Source organism: Acinetobacter sp. YH01024, from assembly GCF_013420195.1.
Taxonomy (GTDB): domain Bacteria; phylum Pseudomonadota; class Gammaproteobacteria; order Pseudomonadales; family Moraxellaceae; genus Acinetobacter; species Acinetobacter amyesii.
On sequence record NZ_VOYQ01000002.1, the window covers coordinates 107,479 to 130,229 of the forward strand.

20 protein-coding genes are annotated in these 22,751 nt (G+C 39.2%); 17 read left to right on the top strand and 3 right to left on the bottom strand.

Annotated features, from left to right (window positions below):
* Positions 1 to 53 precede the first annotated feature (53 nt).
* On the bottom strand, positions 54 to 1,094 hold the full coding sequence (locus tag FTT88_RS01795) for a hypothetical protein (protein WP_180003869.1): 1,041 nt from the start codon (positions 1,092 to 1,094) through the stop codon (positions 54 to 56).
* A 67-nt stretch (positions 1,095 to 1,161) separates the two neighbouring features.
* Here FTT88_RS01795 and FTT88_RS01800 point away from each other — a divergent pair, with 67 nt between their 5' ends.
* A complete protein-coding gene (locus tag FTT88_RS01800) occupies positions 1,162 to 1,722 on the top strand; it encodes a GNAT family N-acetyltransferase (RefSeq protein ID WP_180003867.1) in 561 nt (186 codons plus the stop codon).
* A gap of 248 nt (positions 1,723 to 1,970) precedes the next feature.
* Here FTT88_RS01800 and FTT88_RS01805 read toward each other — a convergent pair whose 3' ends face one another.
* Entirely contained in the window at positions 1,971 to 2,291 is a 321-nt protein-coding gene (locus FTT88_RS01805; RefSeq protein WP_180003865.1) for a pyrimidine/purine nucleoside phosphorylase, read from the bottom strand.
* A gap of 656 nt (positions 2,292 to 2,947) precedes the next feature.
* Between FTT88_RS01805 and FTT88_RS01810 the strand changes: the two genes are divergently transcribed.
* The 16 genes from FTT88_RS01810 (at position 2,948) to FTT88_RS01875 (ending at position 21,573) form a co-directional block, all read left to right on the top strand.
* Positions 2,948 to 3,820: a MetQ/NlpA family ABC transporter substrate-binding protein gene (locus tag FTT88_RS01810; RefSeq protein WP_168377622.1), complete on the top strand. Its 873-nt coding sequence runs from the start codon at positions 2,948 to 2,950 to the stop codon at positions 3,818 to 3,820.
* Between the two features lie 75 nt (positions 3,821 to 3,895).
* Positions 3,896 to 4,921: a methionine ABC transporter ATP-binding protein gene (locus FTT88_RS01815; RefSeq protein WP_180003863.1), complete on the top strand. Its 1,026-nt coding sequence runs from the start codon at positions 3,896 to 3,898 to the stop codon at positions 4,919 to 4,921.
* The gene (locus tag FTT88_RS01820; RefSeq protein ID WP_078188742.1) at positions 4,918 to 5,613 is read left to right on the top strand and encodes a methionine ABC transporter permease; all 696 of its coding nucleotides are present in this window, start codon (positions 4,918 to 4,920) and stop codon (positions 5,611 to 5,613) included. The genes FTT88_RS01815 and FTT88_RS01820 overlap by 4 nt, the downstream gene beginning before the upstream one ends.
* 364 nt (positions 5,614 to 5,977) lie before the next feature.
* Positions 5,978 to 6,379 carry a hypothetical protein gene (locus FTT88_RS17225; RefSeq protein WP_257222563.1) on the top strand — a complete coding sequence of 134 codons (402 nt, stop codon included), beginning with the start codon at positions 5,978 to 5,980 and terminating at the stop codon, positions 6,377 to 6,379.
* 233 nt (positions 6,380 to 6,612) lie between these two features.
* On the top strand, positions 6,613 to 10,185 hold the full coding sequence (gene dnaE, locus FTT88_RS01830) for a DNA polymerase III subunit alpha (RefSeq protein ID WP_180003861.1): 3,573 nt from the start codon (positions 6,613 to 6,615) through the stop codon (positions 10,183 to 10,185).
* Between the two features lie 51 nt (positions 10,186 to 10,236).
* Positions 10,237 to 11,079 carry an RNA methyltransferase gene (locus FTT88_RS01835; protein WP_180003859.1) on the top strand — a complete coding sequence of 281 codons (843 nt, stop codon included), beginning with the start codon at positions 10,237 to 10,239 and terminating at the stop codon, positions 11,077 to 11,079.
* Entirely contained in the window at positions 11,072 to 11,881 is an 810-nt protein-coding gene (gene cysE / locus FTT88_RS01840; RefSeq protein WP_180003858.1) for a serine O-acetyltransferase, read from the top strand. Before FTT88_RS01835 ends, cysE begins: the two co-directional genes overlap by 8 nt.
* Before the next feature lie 105 nt (positions 11,882 to 11,986).
* On the top strand, positions 11,987 to 12,901 hold the full coding sequence (locus tag FTT88_RS01845) for an ABUW_2363 family tetratricopeptide repeat lipoprotein (RefSeq protein WP_180003856.1): 915 nt from the start codon (positions 11,987 to 11,989) through the stop codon (positions 12,899 to 12,901).
* Positions 12,902 to 13,068: 167 nt separating this feature from the next.
* Positions 13,069 to 15,036, top strand: coding sequence for an esterase/lipase family protein (locus tag FTT88_RS01850; RefSeq protein ID WP_373683043.1), 1,968 nt, complete (start codon positions 13,069 to 13,071; stop codon positions 15,034 to 15,036).
* A gap of 250 nt (positions 15,037 to 15,286) precedes the next feature.
* Complete coding sequence (locus tag FTT88_RS17230) at positions 15,287 to 15,499, top strand: hypothetical protein (RefSeq protein WP_257222565.1); 213 nt, start codon at positions 15,287 to 15,289, stop codon at positions 15,497 to 15,499.
* A gap of 117 nt (positions 15,500 to 15,616) precedes the next feature.
* The gene (locus tag FTT88_RS17235) at positions 15,617 to 15,769 is read left to right on the top strand and encodes a hypothetical protein (protein WP_257222567.1); all 153 of its coding nucleotides are present in this window, start codon (positions 15,617 to 15,619) and stop codon (positions 15,767 to 15,769) included.
* A gap of 189 nt (positions 15,770 to 15,958) precedes the next feature.
* Positions 15,959 to 16,057: a hypothetical protein gene (locus FTT88_RS17240; protein WP_257222568.1), complete on the top strand. Its 99-nt coding sequence runs from the start codon at positions 15,959 to 15,961 to the stop codon at positions 16,055 to 16,057.
* Positions 16,058 to 16,575: 518 nt separating this feature from the next.
* On the top strand, positions 16,576 to 19,206 hold the full coding sequence (gene mutS / locus FTT88_RS01860; RefSeq protein WP_180003853.1) for a DNA mismatch repair protein MutS: 2,631 nt from the start codon (positions 16,576 to 16,578) through the stop codon (positions 19,204 to 19,206).
* A 385-nt stretch (positions 19,207 to 19,591) separates the two neighbouring features.
* Positions 19,592 to 19,915: a ferredoxin FdxA gene (gene fdxA / locus FTT88_RS01865; RefSeq protein ID WP_004651686.1), complete on the top strand. Its 324-nt coding sequence runs from the start codon at positions 19,592 to 19,594 to the stop codon at positions 19,913 to 19,915.
* 138 nt (positions 19,916 to 20,053) lie between these two features.
* Positions 20,054 to 20,776, top strand: coding sequence for a D-Ala-D-Ala carboxypeptidase family metallohydrolase (locus FTT88_RS01870; RefSeq protein WP_078188751.1), 723 nt, complete (start codon positions 20,054 to 20,056; stop codon positions 20,774 to 20,776).
* 131 nt (positions 20,777 to 20,907) lie between these two features.
* Positions 20,908 to 21,573, top strand: coding sequence for an O-methyltransferase (locus tag FTT88_RS01875; protein ID WP_078188752.1), 666 nt, complete (start codon positions 20,908 to 20,910; stop codon positions 21,571 to 21,573).
* 211 nt (positions 21,574 to 21,784) lie between these two features.
* On the opposite strand, the gene FTT88_RS01880 is transcribed toward FTT88_RS01875, so the two are convergent.
* Complete coding sequence (locus FTT88_RS01880; protein ID WP_078193559.1) at positions 21,785 to 22,627, bottom strand: universal stress protein; 843 nt, start codon at positions 22,625 to 22,627, stop codon at positions 21,785 to 21,787.
* Positions 22,628 to 22,751 lie beyond the last annotated feature (124 nt).

Genomic DNA, 22,751 nt, shown 5'->3' on the forward strand with positions numbered 1-22,751 from the left:
ATATTTAGATTAAATAAAAACCCCGATTCGTTCGGGGTTTTTATTTATAATTTTTATTTCATTTGAGCTACTAATTCTTTCCATTCATCAAAATTAGTATCTTGTGGATTACTCCAGTTTAATTCTTTCCCGACTTTTATTTTTCTAAGGCCTATATTTCTTCTACAAGTAGCTACCTCAAGCAACTCGGATAATATTTGCCACAATTCAAAAATTACTTCATATTCTGGACGCCTTCCAGTATGCACTAGTTTATTTCGAGATTTTCGGGCACTCTCTAATTTCTTATAATTTTGTCTTGAGATAATTTTGGCTAACCTTAAAAGTTTATGCTTAGTTGCTATATTTTTTAAAAACTTAGCTTCTTCCCATGTTGTATGTAAACATCTTACTTGTCTTGGATAGCTATCCTTACATTTAATATAAATTTTCTTCCATAAAATTTCTGTAATTTGCTCAACTACAATCCACAAATTATTAAGCGCATCATTATTGTTTTGATTAATTAAAGATGTATAACCATTTAATAGAAAGAATGGTGTAAAAGATGGAATTGACTTTATTATTTCCTGCCCAGCATTATAAGCGAGTCTTAGATCATTAAAATGTAAAACTCTAGGATGCATCAACGGTACATATCGTTCAGATATAGATGCCCAATTGCATCTTAATTGATTATGAAGCGATGGCAAATTAGAAAACAAACTTTGCTTTTCATATAATGTACCTACATCTAACTCATGAGGATGCAAGACCTCTGCATGGATCCCACCTAATAACAAGCAACACAAAATCTCATTTAATTTAGTAATACCATCAAAGCGTGTTGGAAAATTTTCGCTTTGAGGGATTGCAATTGCTCCGTCATAACTAATTAAAGCACCTAAACTATCATCACTTTCTAAAGAAAGAATTCCGATTACTTTTGATAGTTGCATTCCCTCATAATCATTGTTATTGATCTGATCTAATGAAAAATTAATCCTAGGTTGTTGTTCACTAATGATTGCTGAAAAAGGTTTTAGATGAACCATCCAAGCAGGATTACTACAAACTTGCGTTTCTTGATTCTGAATCTGTTGATCATCCAACATAATTTCATCCATGTTATATTAAATTTTAATGATTAATAGATAACATCTTATATCTTGGTCTAAGTATATGTCATCAGCTTCAATTACCACCCCTCGCCTCATCCTCCGCCAATGGCAAGACTCAGACATTGCCCCTTTCATCCAAATGTGTGCAGACGACGACGTCATGCGCTATTTCCCTAACAAACTTGATGCGTCCGAAGCCACTGCATTTATGCAACGCCTACGCGATGCAATAGAAACACGTGGTTGGGGTTTATATGCCGTCGAGCTTAAAGCCACAGGCGAATTTATTGGCTTTATCGGCTTACACGTACACCCACCTGAGTTTGAAATAGCCGATGCACCTGAAATCGGCTGGCGACTACTACCGCAATATTGGCATCAAGGTTATGCCACCGAAGGTGCAAAAGCTGTACTTAAACATGCTTTTCGAAACTTAAGATTAGATAAAGTTATTTCCTTTACAGCAAGCTTAAACACACCATCAGAACATGTCATGCAACGCATTGGTATGCAAAAAGTCCGTGAATTTAATCATCCACTTGTACCACTAGAGCATCCTTTAAATAAACATATCCTGTATGAAATACAGCGTAGTGATTACTTGCACATCCCCTTTTGCTAATTGAATAATTATTCACGGCAAAACTAAAGTACATTAACTCTGCCAAACAGTGGCTATAGAAGATGTTAAAAACCTTAATTTTAGTTACTACAGGATTTCCTATAAGACAGCAAAATCATTCATGTAATCATATAAGAAACCTCGCTAAGTGCGGGGTTTAAGCAATAAAAATATCAATTGCTATAACTTAGAAATAAAAAAATCATAAGGTGTAAAGCTGAAGCAACTGCAAACCTGTCTAAGCATACTTAATCAAAATGGCATACATAATCAACAACATCGGTACATTGCACTTTGAAAATAGAATCTTGTGGAACAATAAAGCTTTCGCCAGACGTATATTGAACAAACTCGCCCTGCTCTCCAATTTGCACAACACACTGCCCCGATGTGATTTCAACACGTTCTTTCACATGCGCCTCAAACGTCATGGGTTGCTCTGATGGCAAAAATACACCGATGGTTTTTTGACTACCATCTTCCATTTTTAATACATGGTTCACAGATCTACCGCCATAATGAACCGTAGGCTTTTTTACAACTGAGACGAAATCAAACTGATTTGACATAGCGTGCCTCACATAGCAATTTATTATGATCAATTATTAAGCAGCTTATATTAAACAATATTGCGGATTCAATCTTCCTCAGATTTAGATCTAAAATTTTGAAAAACCATGAATCAGAGTTGAACTTCAAATATACCAATAAATATTTCAACTCAGCTTAGATTGAAACTCTCCGTTATTTTCACATATGAATGTTACCAATTTTGTGTATGACAGGACTTATTTCATTTTTATCATTTTTTCAGCAATACATTTTAAAATTTGTTATATAGACCTAAACATATACAAATGACGTACTTAAATAGTTTAATTATAAATAATATATTGTTTTTACTTATTAAATTATTTAATTAAACATATTCCATTTACATTTTTGGTGCTAAGCATAACTTTTTAAATCACTATATTGAATAATAAAAAATTGATATGATGCCTAGCGAAATATAGAGATTTGCTTTATTAAATCTTTTGTTTACAGCAGCTTGCAATGGCTATCTTTTCCCATTTGGAAATAGACTCAGATCTAATTGTATAAGTCTGTGTAGCATTTTAAATTATTAAGCATCTATCAGCCTGTCTGATAAAAGACTTAAGTAAATCTCTCCATAATATGATTTGTGAATTTATTAATTTTATAAATTTACTCGGGTGAATATATGAAAAAGCTCCTAGGATTAGTTCTCGGTTTATCTGTTGGCCTTTCAGGCTGTGGTAAACAAGAAGCTCCTGCAACTGACGCAGCACAACAAAAAGACACTGCAGAAGTGCAAACCGTCACTATGGCTTCGACTGGTTCGGATGCTGATATTTGGCGCTACATTGCTTCGCTTCCTGAAACCAAAGAAGCTGGCATTAAACTTGAAGTGAAAAACTTCACTGACTATGTGTCTATGAACACTGCTGTAGCGAATAAAGAAATTGATGTTAACGCATTCCAATCATATGCCTATATGGTTGCGTTCAATGACAACAATAAAGATAAAATTGCACCGCTTTCGACAACTTATTTAGAACCCATGGGTATCTATTCAAGCAAAGTTAAAAAACTTGAAGAGTTTAAAACAGGTGCAACCATTGCGATTCCAAATGATGGCGCAAACGAATCACGTGCATTGTTACTACTTCAATCTGCTGGCTTAATCAAACTTAAAGCAGATTTTGACGATGTAAAAGGCACACCTGCTGACGTAACTGAAAATGCGAAGAAAATCGTAATTAAACCAATTCAAATGGCGACTGCGGTTCGTGTTAAAGACGAAGTTGATGCGATTGTTTTGGGTAATACCCTTGCAATGGAAGGTGGTTTAAACGTACTGAAAGATGCGGTTTACTATGAGCCAATCGATCAAAGTACAAAAATGAACGTGAACATTCTTGCTGTTGCTGCTGACCGTCAAAATGACCCAGTACTACAAAAAGTAGGCGCGCTTTATCACACTCCAGCTGTTAAAGCTTACATCGATGAACATTTTGGTGGTACTAAAATTGATGTAAACAAACCAACTAGCTACCTCACTGAAGCAAAATAGTAATATAATTTCTTCAAATAAACAGGCAAAGTTTACTTTGCCTGTTTTTTCATTTCTGAACCCTTTTTTGACGCTATGATCCAATTTAAAAATATCTCCAAGCATTTTGAGCTAAAAGGCCAAACCGTTACAGCACTGGATCAGATTAATCTGGACATTCCAGATGGCTGTATTTTCGGTTTAATTGGCTACAGTGGTGCAGGCAAAAGTACCTTAATCCGTTTAATTAATTTGCTAGAACGTCCGAGTGAAGGGCAAATTATTATTCATGATAAAGACTTTACTGCTTTAAATTCGGCAGAGCTGCGTCAAGAAAGAACCAATATTGGCATGATCTTCCAGCACTTCAATTTACTGCAAACCAAAACAGTTGCAGAAAATATTGAAATGCCGCTTAAACTTTTAGGTGTGTCTAAAGCTGAACGCCAAAAACGTTTAGAAGAGTTGCTCGAATTTATTGACCTAAAACATAAGAAAAATGCCTATCCAGATGAGCTCTCTGGTGGTCAAAAACAACGTGTCGGGATTGCCCGTGCGCTTGCCAATCATCCTAAAATTTTACTGTGTGATGAAGCAACATCTGCTCTCGATCCGCAAACCACTAACTCGGTATTGGCGTTATTAAAGAAAATCAATCAAGAACAAGGCATTACTATTGTCATGGTCACCCATGAAATGGATGTGATTGAATCTGTTTGTGATTATGTTGCGGTGATGGAACAAGGGAAAATCATCGAACACGGCTCAACCTTAGAGATTTTTAGTCAGCCAAAACACAATACAACCAAAAACTTTATTCAAACTGTATTGCAGCAACAGCTTCCTGTTAATATTTTAAATAATCTAGAAAATCAAAACCATAACAGTATTTATTGTTTAAAATTTCTGGGCAGTTCGGCACAGGAAACCGTCATTCAAGCGGTAATTAAACAGTTTGATATTAGCCTGAATATTTTGTTTGCCAATATGACTGAAATTAATGGTGCGGTAATTGGTCAAATGTTCGTTCAGCTATTAGGTGATGCAGCATTGATTCAACAATCAGTGGCGTTCTTAGAACACCATGGGGTTGAAGTCACTCAAGCAGGAGTTCAGCAATGAGAGATTTAATTGTTCAATGGCTGACTCAAATTACAGCACCCTTTTGGAAAAGTTCTTTGTCTATGGATCAGTTCGTCACTGCCCTACAAGAAACTTTTCACATGGTGTTCTTCGCCATGCTCTTCGGCTGTATTTGGGGTTTTATCCAGGCCGTGATTTTATATGTCTCACGTCCACAAGGCATTTTGCCTAATCGTGTCATCTACCATGGTTTGAACCCGATTGTGAATGCGCTGCGTTCATTGCCATTTATTATCCTCTTGATTGCGGTCATCCCTTTGACCAAAGTCATTGTGGGTACTTCAATTGGTACTTGGGCTGCAATTGTTCCCCTCACAATCTATGTTGGTCCTTACATTGGTCGTCTGATTGAAACTTCGTTGCTTGAAGTGAATGACGGCATCATTGAGTCTGCTCAAGCGATGGGTGCATCTCCGCTGCAAATCATTACTAAATTTGTCCTACCAGAGTCTCGTAGCTCTTTAATTTTAAACTTAACGACTGCAACCATTAGCTTAATTGGTGCAACAGCCATGGCGGGTGCAGTAGGTGCAGGCGGTATCGGTGATCTTGCCATTTCTTATGGTTATCAACGTTTTGATAGTAGCGTGGTCATCATGACCGTGATTGTCTTGTTGATTTTGGTGCAAATTGTTCAAAGTCTGGGAGACTGGTTATCAAAACTGCGCTAAGCCTGCATAATTCATATATTTAAGCTCTCTTCGGAGGGCTTTTTAATGTTTAAGATTTGGTTTTTTTTAAGCTAAAATTAAACCAAAATTTTTTTTAGTTTTAAATTATTTTGACGGCAAATTAGCAACACCATAAAATTTAAAATATAACCTTCAATATTACGTTTACAAAAACTTGATTGAGTACAAAATATCAAAAGAACAGGATTTTATATTCCCCATGCAAACAATACTGCTAACACAAATTTTACGCTTAACTTTTTTCACAACGTGGATATTCATCACTTCAGCAGCATCTGCATCCATTGCTGATTATGACTATGTCACTAGTATTAAGGTAAATGATGTTGACTTAGCCTGACCCTTGCCTGCATCAAAAGCAAATGCATTAATCAGCAAAAATCCAGTAAAGCTTAAATATGAATATTCAGAATGTGCCGGCAATACTGAATTTCATGTCACATCAAAAGGTAAATTTCTAAAATTTGAAATTTATGCTGAGGACAATTCTCAAGTTAAAAATGATTCATTCTATAAAAATAAAAGCAGCTTCGCCCAACTTGGACAAACCAAAGGGAATGTTTGGATGGAATGGGATAAATCCACTCAAATACGCGTTAAAATTCAAATTGGGTCAAAACATCTGATAAGCCAAAATGACTATCAACAATTTGTAAAAGACTTTACCAAAAGTGCAAAATTGGCCAATCCAAATGAAGTGGCTTATGTGATTTTACTCTCACCACTCATGCAAAATCCGTACTGAAAGAGCCGCATAACTATGATTTACCCTATATTGGCAATCTAGCCTTCAACTTTAAAAATAGCAAATTAATAGCTTTTTCAGTTAATCAAGGTATTGCTTGCTAAATGGTGTTTGTCATACAGCGTTTATTGATTAAACAGTGAGTTTATAAATCTGCATAAAGCCATGCAATAAACGCAAGTTTGATCTCAGAGCATGCTAAAATCAGCAGCTGTTTTCGCAGGGACTCATCTATGCACTTTGTACATCTTGGTATTTTTACAGAATTTTCCATTACTGAATCTATTGTACGTATACCTGATCTTGTAAAAGCTGCAGCTGCAGATGAAATGCCCGCTCTGGCCATTACTGACCTTTCAAATCTACATGCTGCTGTAAAATTCTATAAAAAGTGCTTAGATAAAGGCATTAAACCCATATTTGGTTCAACCATTCGTTTGAATGATGCTGAACACAAAGCTACTCTTCTAGCGATGACCAATAAAGGTTGGCGCAGTCTAACAGAGTTGGTTTCTGAAGGTTATATTTCAGGTCAACAGCTTGATATTCCTTGCGTAAAAAAAGATTGGATTTTAAATCAACACCAAGATTTGATTGTTTTACTGGGTATGCAAAGTGATGTCGGCAAAATGCTTTGCTCTTCTAACCCGCAAAAAGCTGAACCCCTGTTAGCTGAATGGGTCGAAAAATTTGGCAATCGTGTTTATCTAGCGATTACACGAACTGAGCGCTCGGGTGAAGAAGACTTTATTCACGAAGCAGTAAAACTTGCGAAGAAATTTAACATTGGTGTGGTTGCTCATAACGATGTGCATTTTATACGTAAAGAAGATTTCGAGGCACATGAAGCACGCGTTTGTATTGCCGATGGCTATGTCCTCGGTGACAATCGTCGCCCTAAAAATTACAGTCCTGAACAGTATTTTAAAACTGCCGAGGAAATGACGGAGCTGTTTGCAGACATTCCAACGGCTATAGAAAATACCTATCACATTGCGCGACGCTGTAATGTGTCATTACGTTTAGGCTTCCACGACCTTCCCGATTATCCAATTCCTGAAGGTCATACAATTGACACCTATTTTGAACATTTATCAAAAGAAGGTTTAGAAGAACGTTTAGCGCATTTATATCCTGTCGAACAACGTGGTGACGACTGGCCAGAAATTCGTAAGCCTTATGATGAACGTTTGGCTTATGAAGTTGGGATCATCCTGACCATGCAATTCCCAGGTTACTTCCTGATTGTCATGGACTTTATTCAATGGTCTAAAGGTAATGGCGTCCCTGTTGGTCCAGGCCGTGGTTCGGGTGCAGGTTCCTTGGTTGCCTATAGTTTAAAAATTACCGACCTAGATCCACTGCGTTATGACCTACTGTTCGAACGTTTCTTAAACCCTGAACGTGTATCAATGCCCGACTTTGACGTCGATTTCTGTATTGCAGGTCGTGACCGTGTTATTGACTATGTTGCACGCACTTATGGTCGAGATGCGGTCTCTCAGATTGCAACTTTCGGTACCATGGCGGCAAAAGGTGCGATTCGTGACGTAGCCCGTGTCTTGGGTAAATCTTATGGTTTAGCTGACCGTATTTCTAAAATGATTCCGACCAAGCCTTTAGGTTTAAGTTTGGAAGAATCCATTGAGGCCGAACCACAGCTAAAAGACATTGTCACTAACCCATCTAACCCAGATAACGACGATGCAGCCGAAATTTGGGAAATGGCACTCAAACTTGAAGGCATTACCCGTAACACAGGTAAACATGCCGGTGGTGTGGTTATTGCACCAACTAAGTTAACTGACTATTCGGCTGTCCTATGTGATGCAGATGGAACTAACCGTGTCGCCCAATTCGATAAAGACGATGTGGAAGCTGCAGGTCTAGTTAAATTCGACTTCTTGGGCTTACGTAACTTAACGGTAATTGAAGATGCCATTAAGCACATTAATACCCGTCCAGATATCACTACACCTGTCGATATTTCCCTGATTCCTTTGGATGACAAACCTGCCTATGCTGTGTTCGCAGATGCGAATACCACAGCGGTCTTCCAGTTTGAATCCGTCGGCATGAAAAAAATGCTGAAAGAGGCACGTCCAAGTAAGTTCGAAGAAATTATTGCTTTCGTGTCTTTATACCGTCCAGGCCCGATGGATCTGATTCCTGACTTTATTTACCGTATGCATGGTGGCGAGTTTGAATACTTACATCCATTACTAGAAAGTGTCCTTGAACCGACATACGGTATTATGGTGTATCAGGAACAGGTAATGCAGGCAGCGCAGTTCTGTGCTGGCTATAGCTTGGGTGGCGCGGATTTACTTCGTCGTGCTATGGGTAAAAAGAAAGTCGAAGAAATGATTAAGCACCGTCAGATCTTTACTGAGGGTGCTGCAACCAAAGGTATTGATGCAGATACGGCCAACCATATCTTCGACTATATGGAAAAATTCGCAGGCTATGGTTTTAACAAATCCCATGCCGCTGCCTATGCCCTTGTTGCATATCAAACTGCTTGGTTAAAAGCACATTTCCCTGCTGAATTTATGTCAGCAGTGATGACCTCGGAAATGCAGAACACGGACAACGTGGTGTTCTTAATCGATGACTGTCGTATTAATGGTCTTGAAGTCTTACCACCTTCGGTCAATATGTCTTTATATAATTTCCATGCCAGCGATCCAAAAACCATCGTCTATGGTTTAGGTGCGATCAAGGGTGTCGGTGAAGCTGCCATGCAGTCTGTGATTGACTCACGTATCCAAGATGGCCCATATAAAGATCTGTTTGACTTCTGCCATCGTATTGACCTAAAAAAAATCAATAAGCGCACGCTTGAAGCATTGATTCGTGGTGGCGCACTGGATTGTTTAGGATTAGAACGCGCTGACTTGATGGCGCAATTGCCAGAAGCTGTACAAGCGGCTGACCAAGCCCGCACTAACCGCGAAACAGGGATGATGGATTTATTTGGTGAAGTTGAAGAAGTTCAGCGTAAACCTTCTAAACCTGTTAAACCGTGGTCAGATGAAGTTCGTCTTAAAGGTGAAAAAGATACTCTTGGGCTTTATCTAACAGGTCATCCGATCGATGTGTATCGATCAGAGTTAAAAGCCTTTATTTCACAGCGTATTAATGAACTTACGCCTACACGTCGCGGTGTCACTACAGTATTTGCAGGCCTAGTCGTCGATGTAGCCAACTTCCCGAACCGTATGATGGTGACACTCGATGATGGTACAGCACGTATTGAAGTGTCTGCGAATCACGAACGTTTTAACCGCTTCAAAGACGTGATTCAAAACGAAAAAGTGGTGGTCATTGAAGGTGAAATTTACGAACGTGAAGGTTTTGATCGGCCAATGGGTCGCTTAACTAAAGCCTTCAGTTTGAATGAAATCCGTCAAAAACGTGCCAATGCCATTCAAATTAAATTAACACCTGAACATTTTAGTAAAACGCTATCACGCGACATCCAAAATATTTTACTGCCTTTTTGCAATGTCGATATGTGTACGCATATACCTGTGCAGTTATATATTGACTATCCATATGCGACGGCCGACATTCATTTGGGCTTAAACTGGAAAGTTGCCCCACTAGATGAATTACTGTCTAAGCTGCGTGACTACTTCGGTAAAGAATCTTTGCATGTCGAATATCATGTCAAATCCAAAGCTGCCAAAGCGGTAAGTTATGAACAAGCCTCTATTCCTGCGCAGGTTCCGCCACCGCCAGATGGGATGAGCATGGATGATGCCATGGATTTATACCAAGCAGAAGCCAATCAATTTTCTTAAAGTTTAAACGCTGTTTGAACTGCTTTTTTAAATAAACATATTGGAAATATCATGAATCAAACTGACAATGCTGCGGTTTCAGCACATCTCTCCCATGTGCGTATTGTCATGGTGAATACAACATTACCCGCAAATATTGGTAGTGCATTACGTGCCATGAAAACCATGGGACTTTCAAAGCTGGTCTTAGTTGCACCGAAGACTTACCCGCATCCTGACATTAATGCTTTGGCTGCCGGTGCTGTCGATTTAATTGATCAAATTGAAATCGTTGAATCATTAGAAGAAGCCATTAAAGATTGTCATATTATCTTTGGTACTAGTGCGCGTAGTCGTACCATCCCATGGCCATTACTTGACGCTCGCCCTGCTGCCGAAATGTCTCTCAAAGCGGTCTGCGAACAACAGCAAGAAATTGCCGTGGTGTTTGGCCGTGAAGACCGTGGTTTGACCAATGAAGAATTGGCAATGGCCAACTACCATGTCACTATTCCAGTGAATACTGAATATGGCGTCTTAAACGTTGCCCAAGCGATTCAAGTCATTTGCTATGAAATGCGCATGGCCGCCCTTGCACATACTGAGTTAACTGCAAATCCTGATGCCAATATGCATGTTACCGATGACATCGATATGGAATGGGATGAACCTTTGGTGACCCATGAAATGATGGAACAGTTCTACCCGCATATTGAAAAAATGCTGGCAGAGATTGAATTTATGGATCCAAAAAATCCAAGATTATTACCTTTACGCTTGCGTCGCCTATTTGGACGTATACAATTAGATCGTATGGAATACCACTTATTACGTGGCATCTTTAGCCGAGTACAGGCTTTAAATAACGGAACATGGAAAAAATCTACAGACAATGAGGATCAATCTAATGCTTAAGCAGCTCAAAGAAGATATACAGGCTGTATTCGCGCGCGATCCTGCTGCACGAAATACGCTCGAAGTCTTAACGACTTATCCAGGAATTCATGCCTTAATCATGCATCGTATGGCACATGAACTTTGGAAAAAAGAGTGTAAAGGCTCAGCTCGTCTATTGTCTTCTTTTAGCCGCTTTGCCACAGGCATTGAGATTCATCCGGGTGCGAAAATCGGTCGTCGTTTCTTCATTGACCATGGTATGGGTGTGGTGATTGGTGAAACAGCTGAAATTGGTGATGATGTCACCCTTTACCATGGTGTGACCTTAGGGGGCACAACTTGGAATAAAGGCAAACGTCACCCCACCTTGGAAGATGGCGTAGTGGTTGGCGCTGGTGCAAAGATCTTAGGCCCATTTACGGTAGGTAAAAATGCCAAAGTCGGCTCAAATGCCGTGGTGACCAAAGAAGTTCCTGCGGATACTACCGCTGTAGGTAATCCAGCACGCTTTATCACGAAAGATAAGCCAAAAGATGAAGCTGAAAGCCGTCGTCGCGATTATGCAGAAAGTATTGGTTTCCAACCGTATGCTGCAACACAAGACCAAACTGACCCAATGTTAGAAGGTATGCGTGTGTTGTTAGATCGTATTCAGCACAATGAAAAACGTATGAATAATTTGTGTCAGCGTTTGTCTCTCCTTGACCCAACGTTCAAAAAGCAACAGCTTAATGAACAACCTTTTAGTCAGGAAGAACTTAAAATCATTGAAGATGTGCGCCGCGAATGCGAAGCTCAAAGTAATCAATCTAAAGCTTAACCAAAAGCAATCATAATAAGTTGCCTTTAACTTGCATGTTGTTCAGAGTTTTTTTAGACTGACCAACATGCTTTTTTGTATAAAATAAATTAATGGATGAATCATATGACGCTTAAGCCCTTGGCAGTTGCTTGTATTGCTTTAACCCTTGCCGCTTGTGGAAGCGCCCCAACTAAAAATAATGCTCCTAAAGATGCCATGATTTTTGTAGAGCCTGAACTGACTCCACCTTTCTACGCACTCAACCCATTTAACTACGATGCACCACCTCCTTTTGAATTAAATTTACAAAAAGCTGCAGCACAGCCTGTGACTAAGATGGTGGTAACTAGCCCAACCGACCCATCTAAGCAATTAACTCTTGAAGAAAACCGCCTGATTATCCCCACTGTTGACAGCAAAGAACGTTCGATGAAATTTGCTGCTTTAGCAGGTGACAATGAAATCGACATTACTGAAATTGATGATTTCTTACAGCTTGTTGAAGGTAAAGCACGTCACTATCCACCACGTTTTGTTCAACGCCAAGAACGCAAAGGGTTTGAGCTTAAACTTAAAGAAGTGACGCAAAAATTAGATACGCTTGCGTCTAAAGACAATGCTTCTTTTGATATTTTAGTTCGTGCATTTAAAGCCAGTGTGATGGCACGTAACCTCGACTTAGGTTCTGTGTACACAACTAAATCATTAACTTACGCACAACGTATTTTAAAAATCAACCAAGATGATGCTGAAGCAAACTTCTGGTTCGGTTTTGGTTTATCTGAAGGTGGTGGTCAACGTGAAGCGATTCCATACTTAGACAAAGCGATGAAAGCAGGTGTTCAAGAAGCCTATCTTTCTGCAGCAAATAACTATATTGCGATGGAACAAAAAAAGAACGCGATTCAGGTCTTAAAGAACTACAAAGTGAAATACCCACAAGAAGGCGAAGTCGCTGACCGCTTAATTCAAGAAATTGAAAAGCAAGGCCGTTGGAATGTTTGGCAAGTTTTAAATCCGCCTAAAGCTGCGTCTTAATTGTAACGATTTAGAAAATACTTTTGAAAAAAGACCGTTTTAACGGTCTTTTTTCATTTATGGCGAATTGAAAATCCTGACAATTATCGTATGATTTGAAAATATTTAACCCAATGTGCGACCCCTTTATGCAGCTAAATACTAAAACAATACTGCTCCTTGGAATCATGAGTACCAGCGTCCTGAGTGGATGTCAGGTCGTCAGTGTCAAAAACCAAAAACTCAACGTTTCTATTGCCAATGAACGTGAAAGTATTATTTCTCGAAACAAACTCAGCGAAGCCAGTTTAAATGTCTTGTCGATGACAGGTCGTGAAGCCAAAGCGTGTATAGAAGACCCGAAAGCCTGTGTTGATGAACTACAACAAATCCCACAAATTCAAGACGAACAGTTACTGTCTACGGCAAGTGAATTATATTTAGCAAAAGCCATTGAATATGAGTCTTCTTCTGCCTGTAAATTAGGTTTACTGAGTAGCCACAAATCAGAAGAAAAACAAAAAATTGAACAAGACACTTATAACAAATGTTTAGATCAACAGCTGACGCTACTGGATAAAAGTATTCGCTATAGCTATGCCTATATGTTTAAAACCAAACGTGCGCCTGCTGACCGTATTTTTGATAACCGCCAAGTTCAAATCCGAGATTTCTATAATCAAGGGATTGCTAAACTGGTTAGCAGCTATGCACTACGTTATAAACCGCAAGAAGTCACCCAACAGATCAAAGTCGGACAAACCACCTATCATATTGACTTCAGCCATTACCCAGAACTCAAAAATCGTAAAATTGAACAATTGATGTCAACCTATAACCTCAACTTCTCAGGTTTACGTTCAATTACCCGCCGAGATGGTTTTGGTTCCGAATTCCTTGTGGTTTTACCCGAAGAACATACAGTTGAAACAGGCAAAGCCAAATACATTATCAACCCAATAGATTTTAAATATCCGTCTGGTTCAAACCCTAATATCCATCAAGCGCGCTATTTAGCTGCAACCTTAACAGCGGAACCTGTAAGCACCACAACTTCAGTTGATCAAATTTTAAATCAGCATGAGTTTCAAATTAAGGCTTACGACCCGTACAAATATGAACAGGTCAATATTGCCAATAAAAACTATGCCCTTGCAGCCAATTTTTCTGCACCTTATGGTCTTTGGTTAGCACAAAACAACTTGGGCAAGGCAGCGTATTTATCCCTGATTGACCGTGATGAAAAACTCACGATGCCACATTTATACATGCTTGAACCATATAATCCTGACAAAAAAGTCATCGTTTTGGTACATGGTCTTGCTAGTAGCCCTGAAGCATGGATTCGTCTCACCAACGATATTATGGGCGATTCAGTGCTACGTGAGCACTATCAAGTGTGGCAAGTGTTCTACTCAACCAACATGCCGATTATTGAAAGCCGCTTCCAAATTTATTCCATATTGACTCAAACTTTTAATAAAGTCGACGCCAATGCTGCAGCTAAAAAAGATGCGGTTTTAGTTGGTCATAGTATGGGCGGAATTATTGCACGACTACTGGTTAGCCAAGCCGATACCACACAATCTGCTTTGAAAATGATGAACTCACGTCAATTAAATCAGTACCGCAATATTCCAGTCGTGAAGCAGCGTATGGTAATTGACGATATTCCAAATTTCAGCCGTGCGATTTTCTTGGCTGCACCGCATCGTGGTACTGAATACGCAGATCGTTGGTTTACCAAAGCTGCTCGAAAAATCATTAAACTTCCGGGCGCTTTCTTATCAGCCATGGGTGATGTGTTAACTCAGGAAGAAGACCTGAAAGATTTATTCCGTGAAATCGACCACGGCTTAATCCAAAATGGACCAAGTGACTTAAGCCACCAATCCAAATTTATTGCGCTCACTGAAGATATTCAGCCACGTAAAGGTTTGAAGTTTCATTCAATTATGGGAAATAACACCAATAGCCAAGATAAAAATGTAATCTCGGATGATGTCGTGCCATACACCAGTGCGCATTTAGAGGGTGCTGTTTCAGAAAAGATCATTAAAGGTGGTCATTCGATTCAAGAAACCCCAGAAGCTGTACTTGAACTGCGCCGTATACTACGACTGCATTTGATTGAACTTGGCCTCTATAAACCATAATGCAATACAACATTTAATTCGATCTACATATTTTAAAACCGATCTCAGGATCGGTTTTTTTCATTTCTGCATTTACTTGAATATGCCATTATTCACATAATTATTATATAAGCCTTTATTTTTTAATCATTTTAAAACTCAAAATCACTTGTTAAATTTTATACAAATCTTATATTAGAGATAAATACGGGTTAAATATAGACAAAAAAGTTGTGCACATATCCTAAATTTTTTATGAGCATATCGAATTATGAAATTAAAAGGCTCAAAGTTACTTCATCGGGATGAAATAGAGAGTTTAATCAAAAATAGATTAAATAAAGTTTATTTTACGCCAAATTTAGAATCCATTTATCAGCCGCTCTACCGTGATGAAGCGGCGAAAGAATTTCGTTTTCGCGGGATCATTATTTTTCTCCTGTATGCCCTGTTATGTTCGGGGATTTATCAAGTGATTCCATAACGCAGTTTTGTAGATTCCTTTGTATATTTGGGTAGTGTTTATCATTCTGATTGCATGGGATTTTTCTTTTTTTCCGCATTAACCCCTTATTTTAATGTTTATACTTGTCTAGGCTCGATGTGCGCTGTTGCAATCATATTTATCATCTTTACTGTGATTGGTAATGATCACAATGATGCGCTATTACATGCAGCCATGAAGTATGCCTTGGTCATCATCTATGCCTTTGTTGGTATGCGTTTTTATATTGCCATGGTTGCGGGTTGGTAGAACATGACCACTGACTGGGCTAGCAAACCGTTGTCCGTTATAAGGAGCTTTAGAACAGCTATGGCATTATGCCCTACGCCATCAACAGCCTTTAAGCATCATAGTGATCGATATCGAATTTTTGAAAATTAAAATGATCATTTAGGTCATCAGGCGGGTGACATCTGCCTGACCCAAATTGCAGAGGTTTTGTCTCAAATCACTAATCGAAATGGTGAGTTAGCTGCACACTATGGCAGCGAAGAGTTTTTACTCCTCTTTAGGGTGTTAACTGAAGCTGAAAATTGAACCTTTGGCAGCCGATTTATTACGCAGAATTTAATCACTCGAACTTCCACATCCAGCCAGCCATATGTCTAAATTTGTGAAGATTAGCATCGGTACGGAAACGATCATTCCATCCAAATCTTATCAAATTCAGAAATTTATATAGGCTGCCGATCGTGCACTTTACCTTGCAAAAGGTAGCTGTCGCAACCAATATCGATTAGCTCAGGCTGAAGCGCAGCTTGATGTTTGAGTCAGTTTATCGCTTTGTAAATGTATCCATTGTTGAATTTACACACAGACTTTTTAGCGTTTATAAATAATATTTTGACTGCTTTTTTTACATGCAGACAAACCTTTTCTGGCATTTTCCTACCACTTTTTTTGCTAGAATCAGCAACACGATTTGTTAACGTACACCTGTGGTTTTGAATGAAGAGACAAAATAAATATAAGGACTTTTTCTAAATCCAATTTTCATCAAAACAGTGTTTTTCGTTTAGCAGCGCACAAATTTTTATTTTAAGGTATTTCGTTTCATGCAAGCTGATAATTCCAAAGTTGACCTTTCAACCCTGACCCCGATGATGCAACAGTACATGTCAGTCAAAATGCAAAATCCGCATTCACTGATGTTTTATCGGATGGGTGATTTTTATGAGCTCTTTTTTGAAGATGCGCATAAAGCAGCAAAACTCTTAGGAATTACACTGACACATCGTGGTAAAGCCAATGGTGAGCCTATTCCTATGGCTGGCGTCCCCTACCATGCGGCTGAAGGCTATCTAGCCCGCCTTGTAAAAAAAGGTGAAACAGTGGTGATCTGCGAGCAAATTGGTGAGGTGACAGGCAAAGGGCCAGTTGAGCGCGGTATTGTCCGTATCATTACCCCGGGGACATTAACGGACGATGCACTGATTGCCTCTCATCAAAGTTCAAATTTAGTCGCAATCTGCTTACAACAAAATCAGATCGGGATTGCTTTACTGGACCTCAGTGCAGGTATTTTCAAAGTTCAGCAAATGGACTATCAGCTGGAACAATTGGCAATCGAACTTTCTCGTTTAATGCCGAGCGAAATTTTGATTGATGAAGATCTCATTGACCCGAATATTGTCGAGCAAATTAAACGTCAATTAGACTGCCCTGTTACCAAGCGTCCAAATGTCGACTTCAATTTAAATAACGCGCAAAAAACGCTGTGTGACCAATTTGCAGTAGCCACACTTTCAGGTTTTGGTATTGACCATTTACCTTTGGCGAAAGCTGCCGCTGCGGCTTTGATTCACTATGCAAAAGTCACTCAAAAAACTGCTTTACCACATATCCGCAGCATTCAACTTGAACAAAGTAGTGATTTCGTGGCGCTCGACCCCGTCACTCGTCGTAACTTAGAACTGATTGATCCTTTATTTGAACATGGCACTTCCCTGTTCCAACTGATCAATGATTGCCAAACTGCGATGGGTGGCCGTCTATTAAGTCGTACCTTAATGCAGCCTTTACGAGATACCGCTTTATTGGATGCACGTTTAGATGCATCACAAGCGATGCTGCAAGGCTATCATGAGTCTCCGATACGCTTAGTTCTCAAAGAAATTGGTGATATTGAACGTGTGCTATCTCGTGTAGCTCTCGGCAGTGCTCGACCACGAGACCTAGTTCAGTTACGTCAAACTTGTGCACAAATTCCCTATCTTCGACATGCACTTGAACCGATCATTCAGTCACACCAATCTAAGCTGATCGCTCAGTTAAATGATGAAATGGGTGATTTTCACGGCTTACATGAGCGTCTCATGTCTGCCATCGTAGAAAACCCGCCAGTGCTTTTACGTGATGGTAATGTGATTGCCGAGGGTTTCGACACTGAACTTGATGAACTGCGTAAAATTCGTGACCATGCAGGACAATTCCTCATTGATCTCGAAATCAAAGAGCGTGAACAAACCGGAATTTCAACCTTAAAAATTGGCTATAACCGTGTCAGTGGCTACTATATTGAACTCACTCGAGCGCAGGCTGAGCAAGCACCTGATCATTATATTCGCCGCCAAACCCTAAAAAATGCGGAACGCTACATTACCCCTGAGTTGAAATCTTTTGAAGATAAGGTGCTTTCGAGTGAGTCACGTGCATTAGCGCGCGAAAAAATGCTCTTTGAGCTATTACTTGATGAGTTACGTGCAGATATTGGCAACTTACAAATGATGAGTGCCGCTATAGCGCAAATTGATTTATTGGCCAATTTTGCCCATCAAGCTCGATTACGCAATTGGTCACGTCCTGAATATAGCCCTGAAGTTGGTATTAAAATCAAAGCTGGACGTCACCCTGTTGTGGAATCTCTGAGCAAATCGGCATTTACCCCAAATGATACCAGTTTGGACTTTAATCACCGCATGGCGATTATCACAGGGCCAAATATGGGCGGTAAATCGACCTTTATGCGCCAAACTGCCTTAATCAGCTTATTGGCCTACTGTGGTAGCTTTGTCCCTGCCCAATCTGCCATTTTAGGGCCGATCGATCGGATATTTACCCGTATAGGATCTGCAGACGACTTGTCTACTGGTAAATCAACCTTCATGGTGGAAATGACTGAAACCTCACAGATTCTACATCATGCGACCAATCAATCACTGGTACTGATGGATGAAGTCGGACGTGGTACGAGTACCTATGATGGCTTATCTTTGGCGTGGGCATGTGTGCTCGATCTCACGCGTCGCATTAAATGTTTATGCCTATTTGCAACGCATTATTTTGAGCTCACTGAATTAGGCAAAGACGCTAATATCGATAACTATCATGTCACTGCCCGTGAGCTAAATGGCAACTTGATCCTACTACATAAAGTCCAACAAGGCCCGGCGAGTCAAAGTCATGGTCTACAGGTGGCAAAGCTTGCGGGTATTCCCGCAGCAGTGATCAAAGAAGCGCAAAATCGACTTCGTATTTTAGAAACTCAGCAAAAACAGCAACTCAATACTGCTGTACAAACCGATCTATTCTCGGCACTCGCAGAGCCTGAAGTCATTGAACGCGTAGTTGAAGTTGAAAAAACATCGCCCGTACTTGATGCCTTAGCAGATATTGATATCGATAACTTAAGTCCACGTGAAGCATTACAACAGCTTTACGCTTTAAAGGATTTACTTAAGATCTAAATTGAGCAGAAGCGATAGATGAGATATGCAAAGAACACCAATGAAGGTGTTCTTTGCATTGACACCATTCAAACGCGTAAATTAGTGAATGTTTGCTATCTATTACTGCGGCTATTCAGCAATAAATTGATAAAAAATTAATGTTCTAAAATGTTTCATGCTTAAAATGCACATAAAAATATTGTTCGATAAACAGATGTAATTTAATTAGTTTTTGAGTATGATTCTCATTCATTGTGAAATTTACATAAATTGTTCAGTTTTTAGTGATTTTAACAGCACTGCATATAATAATTATCAATAAAAGGAATTGTTAGTTACCCTATTTTTTGCCTAAAATACACCATTAGTTTATTAGAACCATATTTTTTAGGTAGCTGTCGCCATGACCTTTGTTGTCACTGAAAACTGTATTAAATGTAAATATCAAGACTGCGTAGAAGTTTGCCCTGTTGACTGTTTCTATGAAGGTCCAAACTTCCTTGTTATTAATCCAGATGAATGTATCGACTGTGCGCTATGTGAACCTGAGTGTCCAGCTAACGCGATTTTCTCTGAAGATGAGTTACCTGAAGGTCAAGAAGTATTTATCGAACTTAATACTGAACTTTCTCAAAAATGGCCGAACATCACTCAAATTGGTGATCAACCTGCCGACCGTGAAGAATGGAACGGTAAAGCTGATAAATTACAATATCTTGAAAAGTAATTTTACGCTTTCATGAAAAGATCAGCACATGCTGATCTTTTTTTATACTTAAAGCACACATTTCATTGCAAATTATTCAAATTTTCTCAATCAAATTGGATTAAAATAGAACGAGTTTATAAATAATTGATTTCTATAATGAAGCATTTACTCAAGGGATTATTGTCCGTTGCAATATTCCCTCTTGTTTTCATTGGTTGTACAACTACACCACAAAAACAAGGTCACACTATTACAACTCCCGACGGTAAACGTATTTACATACCTCAAGAAAAAGTGACGACCATCAGACAAGCCCCGCCTAAAGTGGTGCCTTATGCCTACAATTCGTGGGTCGCGTCTGTCGATAATTTACGTCGCGTTCGAGACTATGAAGTCTTTTTAGAGAAAAATGGTGTAGGCAATATCATTCCATCATTTGAGTTGATGCGTACTGCACGTGACTGGCAAAAATGTGGTCGCTCAGAATATATGGTACCTAACCGTGAATTATGGCAAAACCAAATTGCAACCTTACGTGTCTTTAAATATTTAGTAGCTGCCAATATCTTAACGGACTTTGAAGTGACATCGGTTTATCGTGATTTGCCTTTGAACCAGTGTGCCGGTGGTGCAAGTTCATCTCGTCACTTATACAACTCTGCGATTGATTTCCGTATTGGACCTGCGTACCCGCAGCCCGAAGACTATAGTTATATTGAAAACACCAAGTTCCGTTTATGCCAGTTTTGGTCACAACATGGGCAAAGTCTCAATATGGGTCTTGGTTTATATGCCAGCGGACAAATTCATATTGATACTCAAGGCTACCGTACTTGGGGGCCTGATCACTCAAGCCGCTCATCAATGTGTAATTACTAAAACATTACATCGTCATATCAAGACCTCTTCGGAGGTCTTTTTTGTGCATAAAATATGCAAATACAGAACAATAAATTGCGATGTTAGTGGAAAGGTTTAAAATGCTTGCATCAATCACGAGGTGCGACAACATGCAACAAATGTGGACAGACATTGATGCTTACATCGATTCACATTTAATTCCTGAAGATCCAATATTGACCCAAACACTTCAACATACGGATGAACGTGGCTTCCCAGATCATCTTGCTGTAGCGGCCAATCAAGGCATGCTGCTACAAATGTTAATCCAAATGAACAAGTGTAAACGCGTTTTAGAACTTGGAACTTTTGCAGCCTACAGCACCATGTGGTTAGCACGTGCCTTACCTGATGATGGTTACATTCTGACTATTGAAGGTCGTGATACACACGCGGCCCTCGGTCAAGAAAATATTGATAATGCAAAGCTTGCACAAACGATTGAACTGAAATGTGGTCGTGCGGCAGATATTTTACGTGCCCTTCCTGAAGATACCGAAGCTTTTGACTTTATTTTTGTCGATGCAGACAAACAGAGCTACCCTGAATATTTAGAATTAAGCTTAAATTTATCTCATTCAGGTACAGTGATTGTTTTAGACAATGTGATTCGTGCAGGTGAGATTCTGAATGCTGAAAACCATAAACCAAGCATTGAAGGTATCCGAGATATGTTCAAAGCTATGCAAAATCATCCGAAAATTTTATCCTGCACGGCACTTCAAACTGTAGGTTGTAAAGGTCATGATGGTTTTGCGATTGCAATCGTTAAATAATCTAAATCGAGGTGTTTTTTAGCCACGTCGAATAAAGGTATAAAAAATAATCAATACAATATTTTATTTTAAAAACAATTACCTACAAATACTACACACAGAGTTATCCACAATTTTTGAGGATAACTCTGATTATTTTTAAATCAACAACTTATTATTTATTTACTCGTAATTGTCCGTCTATTAAATCAACTCTGTTCGTTTGCTCAACTTATTTTACAACCAACAATGGAACACTCGAATTTCTGAAAATACTGGTGGTGATACTGCCCAAGAAGAACTGATGGATTTTACTGTGGCTAAAAGCGCCAAGTACGATTAACTGAATGCCATGCTCTTGTTGATAGTCCAGAATATTTTCCGAAACATCGCCATAACGGTATTCCGTCACCACATCTAGACCGGCATTGGTTAAATAATTTTTTGGATCATCCAAGATTTGTGGGTGATCTCCAACATAAACCAAATGACATTGTAAGAGTTTGAGTAGATCACTTTGTGCCACACGCTTCATTAACTCAACGCATTTAGGCGAATATTCATAGGCAAAAATAAAGCGAGTCGGTGGTTTAAACGTTGGTCCTACGGTCATAACTGTACAACTTGCACCACGAATAAAGTTTTCAACATTACTACCCAGCGGCTTATTACGCTCTGCTGAACGTTCACCAACGCGACCAATTAAAACAATATCGTCATCTTGCAAAATATTAAAACTTTGCTCTAAGAAGTCACCCTTTTCCTGAATATGGGTGGTTTGAATCCCATGCTTATCTTGGATCATTTCAGAAATGTGTTTGAGCAAGTTATTACTATAATCTAACGCTAAATCACTTTGTTTTTGTTCTAACTCCGCGAGTTCTTTTAAGAGCATGGCATTACTTTCAAACCCAATCACGCCACTGATTTCACCTAAGTGATAACTTGCCGGATAGTAATCAAGTATTTGCAGTAAAACCAACTCGCGGTGAGTTTGTTTAGCAACCCAAGCAGCAGCATCAGCTAGTGCATTAATGCATGGAGAAGAGTCGATACAGGCGATAACTCGTTTCATGATTAGCCCTCGTTTTATTATTGCTTGGCTATAAAATGTTGTTTGTTATTTTTAACTTATCACAACTCTGTTTCACTGTGCATGCATTTGTGTAAGCATAAAAACGATTTATGACCTATTTGGC

Excerpts from the sequence above, each read along its gene's own strand:
- FTT88_RS01795 (WP_180003869.1), bottom strand. The coding sequence starts at position 1,094 with ATGTTGGATGATCAACAGATTCAGAATCAAGAAACGCAAGTTTGTAGT.
- FTT88_RS01800 (WP_180003867.1), top strand. The coding sequence starts at position 1,162 with ATGTCATCAGCTTCAATTACCACCCCTCGCCTCATCCTCCGCCAATGG.
- FTT88_RS01805 (WP_180003865.1), bottom strand. The coding sequence starts at position 2,291 with ATGTCAAATCAGTTTGATTTCGTCTCAGTTGTAAAAAAGCCTACGGTT.
- FTT88_RS01810 (WP_168377622.1), top strand. The coding sequence starts at position 2,948 with ATGAAAAAGCTCCTAGGATTAGTTCTCGGTTTATCTGTTGGCCTTTCA.
- FTT88_RS01815 (WP_180003863.1), top strand. The coding sequence starts at position 3,896 with ATGATCCAATTTAAAAATATCTCCAAGCATTTTGAGCTAAAAGGCCAA.
- FTT88_RS01820 (WP_078188742.1), top strand. The coding sequence starts at position 4,918 with ATGAGAGATTTAATTGTTCAATGGCTGACTCAAATTACAGCACCCTTT.
- dnaE (WP_180003861.1), top strand. The coding sequence starts at position 6,613 with ATGCACTTTGTACATCTTGGTATTTTTACAGAATTTTCCATTACTGAA.
- FTT88_RS01835 (WP_180003859.1), top strand. The coding sequence starts at position 10,237 with ATGAATCAAACTGACAATGCTGCGGTTTCAGCACATCTCTCCCATGTG.
- cysE (WP_180003858.1), top strand. The coding sequence starts at position 11,072 with ATGCTTAAGCAGCTCAAAGAAGATATACAGGCTGTATTCGCGCGCGAT.
- FTT88_RS01845 (WP_180003856.1), top strand. The coding sequence starts at position 11,987 with ATGACGCTTAAGCCCTTGGCAGTTGCTTGTATTGCTTTAACCCTTGCC.
- FTT88_RS01850 (WP_373683043.1), top strand. The coding sequence starts at position 13,069 with ATGAGTACCAGCGTCCTGAGTGGATGTCAGGTCGTCAGTGTCAAAAAC.
- FTT88_RS17230 (WP_257222565.1), top strand. The coding sequence starts at position 15,287 with ATGAAATTAAAAGGCTCAAAGTTACTTCATCGGGATGAAATAGAGAGT.
- FTT88_RS17235 (WP_257222567.1), top strand. The coding sequence starts at position 15,617 with ATGTGCGCTGTTGCAATCATATTTATCATCTTTACTGTGATTGGTAAT.
- mutS (WP_180003853.1), top strand. The coding sequence starts at position 16,576 with ATGCAAGCTGATAATTCCAAAGTTGACCTTTCAACCCTGACCCCGATG.
- fdxA (WP_004651686.1), top strand. The coding sequence starts at position 19,592 with ATGACCTTTGTTGTCACTGAAAACTGTATTAAATGTAAATATCAAGAC.
- FTT88_RS01870 (WP_078188751.1), top strand. The coding sequence starts at position 20,054 with ATGAAGCATTTACTCAAGGGATTATTGTCCGTTGCAATATTCCCTCTT.
- FTT88_RS01875 (WP_078188752.1), top strand. The coding sequence starts at position 20,908 with ATGCAACAAATGTGGACAGACATTGATGCTTACATCGATTCACATTTA.
- FTT88_RS01880 (WP_078193559.1), bottom strand. The coding sequence starts at position 22,627 with ATGAAACGAGTTATCGCCTGTATCGACTCTTCTCCATGCATTAATGCA.